Source organism: Mesorhizobium sp. B2-3-7, from assembly GCF_006442695.1.
In the GTDB taxonomy this organism is placed as follows: Bacteria; Pseudomonadota; Alphaproteobacteria; order Rhizobiales; family Rhizobiaceae; genus Mesorhizobium.
The window spans coordinates 122,551-135,128 of sequence record NZ_VFVV01000003.1 but is presented as its reverse complement, the minus strand read 5'-3'; the positions used below and the strand labels follow the sequence as shown (position 1 = coordinate 135,128).

17 protein-coding genes are annotated in these 12,578 nt (G+C 61.8%); 10 read left to right on the top strand and 7 right to left on the bottom strand.

Annotated features, from left to right (window positions below):
• Window positions 1–93: 93 nt before the first annotated feature.
• A complete protein-coding gene (gene gloA / locus FJ940_RS07435) occupies window positions 94–534 on the bottom strand; it encodes a lactoylglutathione lyase (RefSeq protein ID WP_140493707.1) in 441 nt (146 codons plus the stop codon).
• A gap of 268 nt (window positions 535–802) precedes the next feature.
• Between gloA and FJ940_RS07430 the strand changes: the two genes are divergently transcribed.
• From FJ940_RS07430 to FJ940_RS07420, 3 genes are read left to right on the top strand one after another with little or no spacing between them, the layout of a single operon-like run.
• Entirely contained in the window at window positions 803–1,348 is a 546-nt protein-coding gene (locus FJ940_RS07430; RefSeq protein WP_181165163.1) for a cold-shock protein, read from the top strand.
• A gap of 22 nt (window positions 1,349–1,370) precedes the next feature.
• Window positions 1,371–1,934: a DUF192 domain-containing protein gene (locus FJ940_RS07425; protein WP_140493705.1), complete on the top strand. Its 564-nt coding sequence runs from the start codon at window positions 1,371–1,373 to the stop codon at window positions 1,932–1,934.
• Window positions 1,935–1,954: 20 nt separating this feature from the next.
• Window positions 1,955–2,722 (top strand): alpha/beta hydrolase, encoded by a 768-nt coding sequence (locus FJ940_RS07420; RefSeq protein WP_140655987.1) that lies wholly within the window; start codon window positions 1,955–1,957, stop codon window positions 2,720–2,722.
• 43 nt (window positions 2,723–2,765) lie between these two features.
• On the opposite strand, the gene FJ940_RS07415 is transcribed toward FJ940_RS07420, so the two are convergent.
• Window positions 2,766–3,371, bottom strand: coding sequence for a hypothetical protein (locus FJ940_RS07415; protein ID WP_140517651.1), 606 nt, complete (start codon window positions 3,369–3,371; stop codon window positions 2,766–2,768).
• Between the two features lie 124 nt (window positions 3,372–3,495).
• Here FJ940_RS07415 and cysE point away from each other — a divergent pair, with 124 nt between their 5' ends.
• Window positions 3,496–4,344, top strand: a complete 849-nt coding sequence (gene cysE / locus FJ940_RS07410) for a serine O-acetyltransferase (RefSeq protein WP_140493699.1) — start codon at window positions 3,496–3,498, stop codon at window positions 4,342–4,344.
• A gap of 148 nt (window positions 4,345–4,492) precedes the next feature.
• The gene (locus tag FJ940_RS07405; protein WP_019857879.1) at window positions 4,493–4,696 is read left to right on the top strand and encodes a DUF3126 family protein; all 204 of its coding nucleotides are present in this window, start codon (window positions 4,493–4,495) and stop codon (window positions 4,694–4,696) included.
• A gap of 50 nt (window positions 4,697–4,746) precedes the next feature.
• Here FJ940_RS07405 and FJ940_RS07400 read toward each other — a convergent pair whose 3' ends face one another.
• Window positions 4,747–5,478 (bottom strand): hypothetical protein, encoded by a 732-nt coding sequence (locus tag FJ940_RS07400; protein ID WP_140517650.1) that lies wholly within the window; start codon window positions 5,476–5,478, stop codon window positions 4,747–4,749.
• Window positions 5,479–5,580: 102 nt separating this feature from the next.
• On the opposite strand from FJ940_RS07400, the gene FJ940_RS07395 reads away from it, so the two are divergent.
• Window positions 5,581–5,901 (top strand): hypothetical protein, encoded by a 321-nt coding sequence (locus FJ940_RS07395; RefSeq protein ID WP_140517649.1) that lies wholly within the window; start codon window positions 5,581–5,583, stop codon window positions 5,899–5,901.
• Window positions 5,902–5,943: 42 nt separating this feature from the next.
• Window positions 5,944–6,471: a gamma carbonic anhydrase family protein gene (locus tag FJ940_RS07390; protein ID WP_140493693.1), complete on the top strand. Its 528-nt coding sequence runs from the start codon at window positions 5,944–5,946 to the stop codon at window positions 6,469–6,471.
• Between the two features lie 161 nt (window positions 6,472–6,632).
• Here FJ940_RS07390 and FJ940_RS07385 read toward each other — a convergent pair whose 3' ends face one another.
• From FJ940_RS07385 to FJ940_RS07375, 3 genes are all read right to left on the bottom strand, one after another.
• Window positions 6,633–7,241, bottom strand: coding sequence for a transglutaminase-like cysteine peptidase (locus FJ940_RS07385; protein WP_140517647.1), 609 nt, complete (start codon window positions 7,239–7,241; stop codon window positions 6,633–6,635).
• A gap of 193 nt (window positions 7,242–7,434) precedes the next feature.
• The gene (locus FJ940_RS07380) at window positions 7,435–8,052 is read right to left on the bottom strand and encodes a PilZ domain-containing protein (RefSeq protein ID WP_140493689.1); all 618 of its coding nucleotides are present in this window, start codon (window positions 8,050–8,052) and stop codon (window positions 7,435–7,437) included.
• 119 nt (window positions 8,053–8,171) lie between these two features.
• A complete protein-coding gene (locus FJ940_RS07375) occupies window positions 8,172–8,804 on the bottom strand; it encodes a PAS domain-containing protein (protein WP_140493687.1) in 633 nt (210 codons plus the stop codon).
• A gap of 401 nt (window positions 8,805–9,205) precedes the next feature.
• Here FJ940_RS07375 and FJ940_RS07370 point away from each other — a divergent pair, with 401 nt between their 5' ends.
• Entirely contained in the window at window positions 9,206–9,964 is a 759-nt protein-coding gene (locus FJ940_RS07370; RefSeq protein WP_140561017.1) for a rhomboid family intramembrane serine protease, read from the top strand.
• A gap of 87 nt (window positions 9,965–10,051) precedes the next feature.
• Window positions 10,052–10,483 (top strand): CBS domain-containing protein, encoded by a 432-nt coding sequence (locus FJ940_RS07365; protein WP_140493682.1) that lies wholly within the window; start codon window positions 10,052–10,054, stop codon window positions 10,481–10,483.
• A gap of 45 nt (window positions 10,484–10,528) precedes the next feature.
• Here FJ940_RS07365 and FJ940_RS07360 read toward each other — a convergent pair whose 3' ends face one another.
• Complete coding sequence (locus FJ940_RS07360; protein ID WP_140517645.1) at window positions 10,529–10,786, bottom strand: YjhX family toxin; 258 nt, start codon at window positions 10,784–10,786, stop codon at window positions 10,529–10,531.
• Window positions 10,787–11,076: 290 nt separating this feature from the next.
• Between FJ940_RS07360 and gatB the strand changes: the two genes are divergently transcribed.
• Window positions 11,077–12,576, top strand: coding sequence for an Asp-tRNA(Asn)/Glu-tRNA(Gln) amidotransferase subunit GatB (gene gatB, locus FJ940_RS07350; RefSeq protein ID WP_140655984.1), 1,500 nt, complete (start codon window positions 11,077–11,079; stop codon window positions 12,574–12,576).
• Window positions 12,577–12,578: the final 2 nt, after the last annotated feature.

The window sequence follows — 12,578 nt, the reverse complement described above, 5'->3', positions numbered from 1 at the left end:
CCCGCTTTCGAGGCGAGCGCTATCGCCGCATAGATAGGCGCAAGCTCGCCCGCCGCCATAGGCCGGCTGCCGACTGCTCGAAAAGGTGATCGATCACCAGCTTCCGGTGTTCGGCATCGACGCCCACGGTTCGGCCTTTGCCTTCGCCGGACCTTTCTGCAGAAGTTCGATCGAGATTCCGTCCGGCGACTTGACGAAAGCCATGTTGCCGTCGCGCGGCGGCCGGTTGATGGTGACGCCGTTGTCCATCAGCCGCTGGCACGTGGCGTAGATGTCGTCGACTTCATAGGCGAGGTGGCCGAAATTGCGGCCGCCCTTGTAGTCTTCCGGGTCCCAATTGTAGGTGAGCTCGACCAGCGGTGCTTTCTCGTCGATGCCACTTTGCTCGTCTTCCGGCGCGGCCAGGAAGATCAGCGTATAGCGGCCCTGCTCGTTCTCGTAGCGGCGCACTTCCTTCAGGCCGAGCTTGTTGCAGTAGAAATCGAGCGAAGCATCGATGTCGGCGACGCGGACCATGGTGTGCAGATAGCGCATGTGATTTCCTCGACTTGTTGGGTTGCGGCGCAACATAGGGGTGGGCCGTCCAAAGGGCAAATCCCAGGCGGCCGCCGGCGCCGCCAAAGAACAAATCCGGTATTCGCATAATGAACCGTGAAAAAAGGCACGTCAGGTCTTGCACTCACCGGAAGCCGCAGTGTTAATCTGGTGTCAAGAATCAGTTGCGGTGTTCTTGAAAAAAGGGGGCATTCTTATGGGGGAAAAAGCCTCTTTGACGGGGCGGGCCGAAACCCTTGGCGACGCCATGAAGCGCGACGAAGGCGGCGATGCCGTCGATCTGACCGAAATATCCGGCGCCATCAAGTGGTTCGATGTAGCCAAGGGCTATGGCTTCATCCTCCCGGATGACGGCGTTTCAGGCGACATCCTCCTCCATGTGACATGCCTTAGACGGGATGGTTTCCAGACTGCTCTGGAGGGAGCGCGCGTTGTCTGCCTCGTCAAGCAGGGCGAGCGCGGATTGCAGGCTTTCCGGGTTCTCTCGATGGATGTCACCACAGCGGTCCATCCGGCGGAAATGCAGGAACAGCGCACCCATGTCTCGGTGACGCCCGAAAGCGGGCTGGAGCGTGCCTTGGTGAAGTGGTTCAACCGCACCAAAGGATTTGGTTTCCTGACCCGGGGCGAGGGCACCGAGGACATCTTCGTCCATATGGAGACCTTGCGCCGCTACGGCATCACCGAGCTTCGGCCGGGGCAGGTCGTGCTTGTCCGCTTCGGGCGCGGCGACAAAGGCCTTATGGCTGCCGAAATCCACCCCGATATGGGAACCTTGCCGGTCGCGCATTAGGGCGGTTGCCGAGGATTTTCGCATGACACATAGGAACTGGCTGACGGCGGGCGCAATGTGCGTCCTGGCTGCCGTCATCGTCGCCGCGGGCGCCTATTTCTATTCGCCTGCACCGACGGCGGCCGACAGCCGGGTGATGACCCTGCCGGTGGACCCGACGCCGCTGGTCGTGGCGACGAAAGGCGGAGATCGCTCCTTTTCCATCGAAATCGCCGACACCGATGCTGAACGCGAGGCCGGCTTGATGTATCGCCAGGACATGGCGGACGATCACGGCATGTTGTTCGTCTTCGACATGCAGCAGCAGGTCAACTTCTGGATGCAGAACACGCCGATGCCGCTTGACCTGGTTTTTATCGGCCAGGATGGCAAGATCCGGGCGGTCAAGCACGGCGAGCCGCAATCCCAGGCGCTCATTTCGCCCGGCGTGCCGGTGCGCTTCGTGCTTGAGCTCAAGGCGGGCACCGCCGCCAGGAACGGTATCGATTATGGCGACCTGGTGCGGCATCCGGCCGTTGGCACCATATCAGGCCCCGAGGTGCCGCCATCGGACAATGGCGATGCGCCGAACGGCGGTGGCGGTTGAGGACGCGGGCAGTATAGCCGATGCAGTTTTTTTCCCATGACGGGTTCGACATCGCCTTCCTCGATCGCCAGCCGGGATCGGGCCGGGGCGATCCTGTGCTGATGATCCATGGCTTTGCCTCCAGCCATTACGTCAACTGGGTTTCGCCCGGCTGGTTCAAGACGCTGAACGATGCCGGCTACCGCGCTATAGCGCTGGACAATCGCGGCCACGGCTCGTCATCGAAAAGCTACGAAGAGGCAGATTACACCCCGGCCCGGATGGCCTCGGACGCGGCTGCTTTGCTCGATCATCTCGGCATCGAGCGCGCCCATGTCATGGGCTATTCGGTGGGCGCGAGGATAGCGGCATTCCTGGCGCTATCGGATCCCGACAAGGTAGCGACGCTGGTCTTCGGCGGTCTCGGCATCGGCATGATCGACGGCGTCGGCGATTGGGATCCGATCGCGGCAGCCCTCCTTGCCGACGATCCGGCCAAGACCACACATCCCCGCGGCCGTTCGTTTCGCGCCTTCGCCGACCAGACCCGCAGCGACCGCCGGGCGCTCGCGGCCTGCATCGCCACCTCCCGCGAGTTGCTGAGCGAGGATGAAATTGCCCGGATCGCCCAGCCGACGCTGATCGCCGTCGGCACCACCGACGACATCGGCGGCTCGCCCGACGAGCTTGCCACGCTGATGCCCAACGCCAAGGCTTTCCACATCGAAGGCCGCGACCATATGCTGGCCGTCGGCGACAAGACCTTCAAGCGGCGTGTGCTGGAATTCTACGCCGAAAATCCGCTTTGACCCGGCGCAAGAGCCCGATAAAACCTGATGCACAAGCCAGATGTCACGCTGGTTTTTGCAGCGCTTCGAGCGATCGGGTGAGATTCAGCCTGGCCTGCTGCTCGAAGCGCCGACGGAATTCCTCGCTGTGGAAGATGTGCGGGCGTGTCAGGAAGCTGTTCAGCACCGCGCCGCGTCCGGCCCGCCAGATCGGCTCCTCCACCCATTGATATTCGGCGCGGATCGCGCGCTCATAAGCATCGAATGCATCCGGCGCTGCGCCGAGGATCGACAGGTCCATGTCCAGGAAAAGAGCGGCGTCATGCATCGCGGCCGTGTCTTCGAAGCCCGGCAACTGGTGTGTTGCGGTGGCAAGGATCATGGCGCTGATGCGGCCGAGGCGCTGGGCGTCGATGCGGCCCGTGAGCTTTTTTTCCGCGAGCGCCGCGCTTTGCGCCTCATTGTCCTTGGCCCGGCTGTCGTAGACGGCGTCGTGGAACCAGATCGCCGCCTCGACGGCCTCGGGATCGCCGAGCAGCTTCCGGTACTCGCCGGCGAGCGCCAGCATCGCCTCGATATGGGCAAGGTTGTGGTAGTGGCGATCCCGTCCCTCATAGAGGACGGAAAGCTCGCGTTTGAGGGCATTGTCGAGCAAGAGTTCATTTTCCATGCCGGCTTGAATTCCCGCGAACCAAATCCATTTGACAGAGCACTAAGGAAAATTGAGTTCAATCGTGCTATGATCTGGCTTATATGTGCGGCCCGATATTAGGCAAGGCGGCAGGACGACGTCGATGAACAGCATCAGCATTTCCCGACACAGCGCGTTGCAGCCGGTCGATCCGATCTGGCGCTCGATCCGTGACGAAGCGATGGACGCGGTCAATCGCGACCCGCTGCTCGCCGCCTTCCTCTATTCGACCATCCTCAACCAGGAGAGCCTGGAGGAGGCGGTCATCCACCGGCTGGCCGAGCGGTTGGCGCACCAGGACATAGGCTCCGATCTCATCCGCCAGACCTTCAAGTCGATGCTGGCCGACGACAAGGACTGGCCGACCACCGTGCGTGTCGACATCCAGGCCTATTACGACCGCGACCCGGCCTGCGACCGCTTCATCATGCCGGTGCTCTACTTCAAGGGTTTTCACGCCATCCAGACCCACAGGCTGGCGCATTGGCTGTGGAATCAGGGGCGCAAGGATTTCGCGCTCTATCTGCAAAGCCGTTCGTCCTCGGTCTTCCAGACCGATATCAATCCGGCGGCCCGCATCGGCAAAGGCATTTTCATCGACCATGCCACCGGCCTGGTCGTCGGCGAGACAGCGGTCATCGAGGATGACGTATCGATCCTGCACGGTGTCACGCTCGGCGGCACCGGCAAGGCCGGCGGAGACCGTCACCCCAAGATTCGTCGTGGCGTCTTGATCGGCGCCGGCGCCAAGATTCTCGGCAACATCGAAATCGGCCATTGCTCCAAGATCGCCGCCGGTTCGGTGGTGCTGTCGCCGGTGCCGCATAACAAGACGGTCGCAGGCGTGCCGGCTCGCGTCGTCGGCGAGACCGGCTGCGACCAGCCGTCGCGCCAGATGGACCAGCTTCTGCCGTCGCAGACGATGGACCAGGTCGTCAGCTTCGACATCTAGTTTTACTGAGGGGCGTCGCGGAGTTTCGCACTGCTCGCGCCGGCGGCTTCCATTGCCGTGCAATACGGCGAGCTTGCCTTTACATGGCCATCGTCGACGTGTCAGAAGCGCCGTTCAAACGAGCAAGCCCGATGATCGGAGAAGACTGTTGAAGCCTGACGAAATCAGAAAGCTGGACGCCTATTTCAAGCGCGTCTTCCAGAACCCCAAGCTCGAGGTCAAGGCACGGCCGCGCAAGGAGGATTCGGCCGAAGTCTATGTCGGCGACGAATTCCTCGGCATCGTCTTCAAGGACGAGGATGACGGCGACTACAATTTCTCGATGGCGATCCTCGACATCGATCTGGGCTGATCCTTGCATCCCATGGCGATGCCGGACGCAAACGCGACCGGCCTTTCCCGTCAACGTCCGGCCTTTAGGACACGCCCGGCCTCGGCGGTGATTGCCGCGTCAAGCGCCTGCCAATCCCCCAGAAATTCCTTCGGGAAGCGATAGGTGAGGCTGAGATCCTCGCCGACATGGATGTCGCGCTCGCAAGGCGCCAGCGATTGTTCTGCTGCCGGCCCGCTCAGGCAGCGGGCCACGAATGGGTCCTTGCCGGGCCGGTTGCCGACAACGAGCACCTCGTTGAGGTAACCTGATTTCGCGTTGAAACCGTAAATCGTCGTGCCGCCCGGACCTGCCGTGCCGGGCTGCACGATCAGCGCGCTGTAGATCGGCCCGAAACGTCCGCTCATGTCGCGAGACATCATTTGCGGTTCGAAGGACAGGAAGACGATGCTTTTGGCTGGCCCCGTGTGGTTGAAATCGCCGCGGGCGGCCTCGCTGTAGCCATCCATCTGGGGATAGCGCAGATAGAGGTCGAGCCGCGAGGCGATGCCGTCGCGCCGCGCCTGTTCGAAACGGATAAAATTGGCAGGCACGGCGATGACATTGTTGCCGACCACCACCTTGCGCATCGTCGCATCATCCGTGTAGCCGGCCATGGCGATCGAATGGCCGAACCATTTGCCGCCCAGGCTGATTGCGACCGACAGCAGGGCGAGTGCTGCGAAGGCGTAGAACACCCGCTTCATCAGCGTGGAATCGACCACGGTGAATTGGGGGTCGTCGGCGATCGCTGCCTGCTTCATCTCTGTCCCCGGATTCCTGTCCCGTGACGGCACGCATCGCACGGCACGGCTCTTGCAGTCCTTCCAGCGACTGTGCGATTTCATGGTAAACGGAAGGTAAAGATGGGCCCGGTTGAGCTAACTGCGTTCGCTTTTCTTGTCGGGTTGACGGCTTGTGGGCTGGTCGGATCGGCGATGGAGTTGGTTGCCGGGCGCAAGGTCGCGTTCACCGAGCCTTATGTGTCCTCCGCGCACGTACTGCGTTCGCTCGCCGCCACCGCGTGCGCCGGGCCGTTCATGCTGCTCAACGATGCCTTGGACGCCCGCCGCGACGGTCGCATTTCGTCGGTGGCGCTGATTTCCTGTGGCTGCACGGCGGTCGCCTGGACGCTGGCGCTCGGCATCGTTCTTGTGGCCGTTGCGTGTTGGGAGGTGCCAACCTAGGGTCGTTCGACTTTCAGGCTTGAGACGAATCGGAGACCAGAAATGCCGCTTTATGCGATCGATGGCACCGAACCGAACTTCGCGGATGCGGGCTCAAACTGGATCGCGCCCGATGCGACGCTGATCGGCGACATCAGCATCGGCCGCAATGCCGGCTTCTGGTTCGGCGTCGTCATCCGCGGCGACAATGAACCTGTCGTGATCGGCGCCGACACCAACGTGCAGGAGCACACGGTCATGCACACCGATCCCGGCTTCCCGCTGACCATTGGCGAAGGCTGCACGATCGGCCACCGCGCCATGCTGCATGGCTGCACCATTGGCGACAACAGCCTGATCGGCATGGGCGCAATCGTGCTCAACGGCGCCAGGATCGGCAAGAATTCGCTGGTCGGCGCCGGCGCGCTGGTCACCGAAGGCAAGGAATTCCCGGACAATTCGCTGATCGTCGGCTCGCCGGCCAAGGCGATCAGGGTCCTGGACGAGGCTGCGATTGCAAGGTTGCGGGCCTCGGCCGCGCACTATGTCGCCAACGGCAGGCGCTTCAAGGCGGGTTTGGAGAAGGTCTAGGCCTCCGCCAGAAATGGCGGAGCCGGCCCGGGGACGGGGCCGGCTCCTTAGACCCGGTCGTTGGGACGGGGAGGGTGGGGACTCGACCGGGTTTCTCCTTAGACGCATCGCGTTGATGCGTAGCGCCTGGTCTCTGGTTCACGCGTGCCGGATCGACGCCGTCAGCGGACGCTGGCGACCGCGTCGGCGCGGCCGTCGTTGATCGTCACCCAGACGCCGGAATTGGTATCCGACTGTCGCTTGAGGTAGGTGTAGTCGGTGTCCGTCCAGGACAGGACCTTGGTTTCCAGATTGTCGAGGATGAATTCGCCGAGGCTGGTGCGCACGGTCAGCACCGCGTGGCCGTCACCGTTTGGCTGGCGCGCGACCGTCATCAACAGGTTGCCGGCCGGAACGCCGGCGTCCATCAGCTCGCGGCGCTTTTCCAGCGCGTAGTCCTCGCAATCGCCATAGCCATTGTCGGGATAGGCCCAATATTCCTCGACGCCGTTGTTTTCCATGTCGGTGCGCGGCTTGACGCGGGTATTGACCGAGTTGTTGATGCTGAGGATCGTCGCCCACAGCTTGCGGGTCAGTTCGACCGGCGCCCCCTTGGGTGTCCGCTCGCTGCATTCGCCCGGTATGCGCTGGCAGAATTCATAGTGTCCGACAGGCTGTGTGGTGCGGCCGCCGGTGTGCATATAGGCCGGTCCCGCGGCATATGCTGATCCCCAAGCGGAAAGCTGCATCGCCATTGCCATCAGCAACAGCTTGCCTCTCGTTTTCTTCATTGTTTTTGTCTCCCCGTTCGAGGGAGACATTGCCACAGGTGGATTTATTCGACGCAAAAGCGCGCAGTAGATATTGAGTAAAACGTCCCTAGAATAGGTATCAAATTTGAAACTTTTGAGTGGTCAATCGTTGTCGTAAAATACAAAAAACCGGCCGCGCGGCCGGTTTTGATCTGGACGCTGTTGGGCCTTGTCAGGCGCGCGGCGTGTTGAATTCCGAATCGAGCGTCTCAGGCCGCTGGATAACGGCGAATTCGATGGCGACGCCATCCTCGAAATGCCGCACGATCTGTCCGCGCATGGTGCCGAGCATGACCTGGACGCCGATCGCTGGCTTGACATCGATCTCGATCGCGGCGCCGGAGAGCGACAGGTCGATGATGCGGCACTGGTACTGACGCCCGTCGGTGAGCTGCAGGATGCTGGTCGGGTTGCGGGGGGCGACGCGCTCGTGGCGGCGGTCTTCCGGCAGATCTAGCTCGTGCTTGTTGGCGAGCCACGTCAATTGCGCGGCGAGCTTGTCCTTCTTGCGGTCCGACGCAATCACCGTCATTGCGAAACCGTCCTGCAAGGTGCGGGTGACGACGCCTTCTATGCGGCCGATATGGTCGACATAGGCGATGACCTTTTCACCGGGCATGCCGATGCGGTCCGTGCGAAACGCGACGTTACCCGGCGACATATCGACGACCTGGCAAGGATGTTCGGTGCGGTCTTCCAGCATGAAGCGCCCGTATATCTTGACCCGGACGCGCTGAAAGTTACGTCTCTCAGCTTGGGACGGCGCGTAGTCGACCGCCGCTGACCTCATGACTGCCTACACCCCGTTTGGCATCCCCGCGCGCCGATGCCAGGGACTTCATCCCAGAACTACAGCAAAGCGGGTTAACAAAGGGGAAAAACGGGCAGGCGGGGCTGTAGGATCGTCAACTATTCCTCGCGCCCGCCATCGAAGACGACGAGGTGGCGGATGCGGCGCGCTCGGCCGAGCGCGGAGATGGTTTCGGGCGCCTCCAGTTCGGCGGGAACAAGCGAGGGAACGTCGATCGCCGGCCGGCTCGCCAGCAACTCTTTTTCGGGATCGATGACACGGATCGAATCGATCAACGCGTCCGTGAGCGGGTCGGCGCCCAGCCAGAACGGCTTCTCCACAGCGCTGATCACGCCAAGGCAACGCGGGTTTTCGACGCCGCCATCCAGCGGCAAGGCAAGCAGTTCGAACTTGTTGGAACGGCCGTTGCGGCTGAAGCCCTCGAACATGATCAGCACGACGGATTTCTGGTCGAACACGCCATGGATCAGCTTCGAGACCAGCCGCTGGTCCTTCTCGCGCCACAGCGAGGGAAAGGAGAACCCCTTGAGTTCGCGGCCATAGGAGGCGCAGAGCCTTGTGCCGGCCAGCCGGAACACCGCTTGCCCGCGCGTGTCCCTTTCCAGGATGAAGGTGTCGGCCAGCAGCGACTTGATATCGGCCGGCTCCACTTCCGAGCGCTTCGGGGCAGGGCGTCCATCACGCAAGCGGTTCCAATACTGGAACAGCGTGATCGATCCGTTCTGGTTCATGCTAAGCAGCTCCGCGCATTCTGTCGTCTGATGTCCCATCGGTGAACAGAAGGGCGCCCTCCGATGACCTACATGCGTTGCGGAGCAGGAAGCGTGCCAGCGTCGTTAACACTTGTTCACGGGTCGGGGCCGTTAAGGTTAACAAGTGGTTTACGTTGCGCCCGGTCGAGCCGCGTGGCACACAAAAACCACTCCAGAAGCGGTCGTTTCGCGACGATCGGCAGCACTTCAGTCAAGAGTTCGGGGGAACAGGGGACTCGACAGCCGTTCAAGGGAAACCTTGGACGGCTTTCTTTTGATTCGGCACTTTTGATTCGCGCTCGGCGATTCGCCCTTTGTGGTCCGGCGGGCAGTGGTCTAGATGCTCGCAACAACGAATCCTGGACCGAGTGCTAGTGCACATGAGTGAACCTGTAAGCCCACCGGAAATAGAACAGGCGGATCGCGAGCCCGAGCCGCGTCGCGAGCCGATCTTCAACCTGCCGCCGATCGTGCTGGCGGTGATCGCCATTTGCGTGGCCATCTACCTGTTGCAGCAATACGTGCTGAGTGATGCTCAGCAAATGACACTGCTTTACGACGGAGCCTTCATCCCTGTCCTCTACACTGGCCAATACGGCTTCGACTGGTTCCTGTTCACGCGGCCCTTCACCTATGCCTTCATGCATGGTGGATTTGCCCATATCGCCATCAACATGGTCTGGCTCGCTGCCTTTGGCTCGCCGCTGGCCAATCGGCTCGGAGCCTTCTGGTTCGCGTTGTTCTTCGCCGCGACGGGACTGGCTTCAGTGGCGCTTTTCTGGGCCATGCATCCATATGGCGAAGCGCCGCTGGTCGGCGCTTCCGGTGCGATATCGGGCATGATGGGAGCGGCGGCACGCTTTGGCTTCCGTACGGATCGTTCGGCGGGCAAAGCCGCTTTCGCCGGCCCCGTGCTGCCGATCGCAATGGTGCTGCGCTCGCGTGGCGTGATGATCTTCCTTGCCGTTTGGATGGTGATCAACCTTGTCACCGGCCTTGTCGGCTTCGCCCCCGGGGTCGACAGCCAGATCGCCTGGGAGGCTCACATTGGCGGCTTTGTCGCCGGCTTCTTCAGCTTGCGCTGGTTCGACAGGCGCTGGCAGCCGCTCGACTGGGAGACGACCGACCACCGCACTTGAAATGCAACCGATCGCGGCGCACGATGTTCACTCTTACGTGAAAGCCGGTCACGGCAGGAACCGGTTGGCAGAGTAGAGGAGGACGCCATGACGGTTAAGGCCATTCTCGAGCAAAAAGGCCACGACGTGTTGACGCTCGGGCCGAACGAAAAACTGAGCGAAGCCATCCGTATCCTTGCCGAACACAGGATCGGGGCGTTGGTCATCACCAATGGAGACCGCAAGATCGTCGGCATCCTGTCCGAGCGCGACATCGTGCGCGTCGTCGCCAGGGAAGGCGCTGCCGCGCTCGACATAGCCGTTCGTTCCGCGATGACGCCGAAAGTGAAGATCTGCAACGAGAACCACACCGTCAACGAGGTGATGGAGATCATGACCCGGGGCCGCTTCCGCCATCTTCCGGTGGAAAAGGACGGCATGCTCGACGGCATCGTGTCGATCGGTGACGTGGTCAAGCGTCGTATCGAGGATGTCGAGCGCGAGGCTGAGGAAATCCGCGCCTATATCGCTACCGCCTGAGCGGCAAGCAACCGCCGGCCGCGCAAACGGTCGGCGGGGCGATAGTTACCTGTTGTCGAGTTCGGAGCGGACGAGTTGGAGCCCGCGCCGCGTGATGCGGTAGGGGCCGCCGCCCGACGACGAAACCGCCTTCTTGCGCTTCAGCTCCCGAAACAGGTCGAGATCGACGTCGGGGTAGTGCCAGCCGTCGCGGGTCAGGCATTTGACGGAGGCGATCCGTTTCTTCTCACTTTTTTCGATCTCAATGCGTCCGCCCTGCGCGAGCAGGTGCAGAACGCGTTGTTCAATACGCGAAATATCCATGGGAGAGTTTCCGGGAAAACAACAAAAGCCGCCGCCGCGAAGCTTCGCGGCGCGGGGTTTCAGGTTTTCTGCCCTGCCTCGCTACAAGGTCAGGGCCTTACCGGGACTGAGCGTAAGTGGACATCCACTCTCCATTGGGATGGATGGCCTATAGGCGAAAGCGGCGGAAAAGGCCAGCGGGCGGCTTTACGCTTGTCTCGCGATGCGGTTTGCACTAGCGAATGACTTTAATTTTTAACGTGAAACTCACGTCCGAACGTGAGTTCGATCCCCGTAATTCGCAGGCTACCATGAGCATCATCGACACCCGCACGCCCGACGCGAAACGCCTTATCCCCGGCGCCACCGGCGACTGGGAAATCATCATCGGGCTCGAGGTCCATGCGCAGGTGACATCGGAAGCAAAACTCTTTTCCGGCGCTTCGACGTCGTTCGGCGCTGCCCCCAACGCCAATGTCAGCCTGGTCGATGCGGCAATGCCCGGCATGCTCCCCGTCATCAATGAGGAATGCGTCAAGCAGGCGATCCGTACCGGCCTCGGCTTGAAGGCGCAGATCAACCACAAGTCCGTCTTCGACCGGAAGAACTATTTCTACCCGGACCTGCCGCAGGGCTACCAGATCTCGCAGTTCAAGCAGCCGATCGTCGGCGAGGGCACGGTGATCGTCTCCGTCGGGCCGGACCGCCAGGGCGAGTTCGAGGACATCGAGGTCGGCATCGAGCGCCTGCATCTGGAGCAGGACGCCGGCAAGTCGATGCACGACCAGCATCCGACCATGTCCTATGTCGATCTCAACCGCTCCGGCGTGGCGCTGATGGAAATCGTGTCGAAACCGGACATGCGTTCGGCCGACGAAGCCAAGGCCTATGTCACCAAGCTGCGCACCATCGTGCGCTATCTCGGCACCTGCGACGGCAACATGGACGAAGGCTCCATGCGCGCGGACGTCAACGTTTCGGTGCGCCGGCCGGGCGGCGAATTCGGCACGCGCTGCGAGATCAAGAACGTCAATTCGATCCGCTTCATAGGCCAGGCGATCGATTTCGAGGCGCGCCGGCAGATCGCTATCATCGAGGATGGCGGCACGATTGACCAGGAAACGCGGCTGTTCGACGCCGTCAAGGGCGAAACCCGTTCGATGCGCACCAAGGAAGAGGCGCACGACTACCGCTATTTTCCAGATCCCGACCTGTTGCCGCTGGAATTCGACCAGGCCTATGTCGAAGCGCTGGCCAAGGAACTGCCGGAACTGCCCGACGACAAGAAGGCGCGATTGATCTCCTCGCTCGGCCTCTCGACTTACGATGCCGCGATCCTCGTGTCGGAAAAGCCGATCGCCGACTATTTCGAGAAGGTGGCCGCCGGCCGCGACGGCAAGCTCGCCGCCAACTGGGTTATCAACGACCTGCTTGGGCAATTGAACAAAGCTGGAAAGAACATTGAAAATGCTCCGGTTTCGCCGGATCAGATCGGTGCCATCATCGATCTGATCAAGGACGGCACCATCTCCGGCAAGATCGCCAAGGACCTGTTCGAGATCGTCTGGAACGAGGGCGGCGACCCGCGCCAACTGGTCGAGAGCCGCGGCATGAAACAGGTTACCGACACCGGCGCTATCGAAAAAGCGGTGGACGAGGTGATCGCGGCCAACCCGGACAAGGTCGAGCAGGCGCGCGCCAAGCCGACCATGGCCGGCTGGTTCGTCGGCCAGGTGATGAAGGCGACCGGCGGCAAGGCCAACCCACAGGCCGTCAATGACCTGGTCAAGGCCAAGCTGGGCATCGAGTAGGC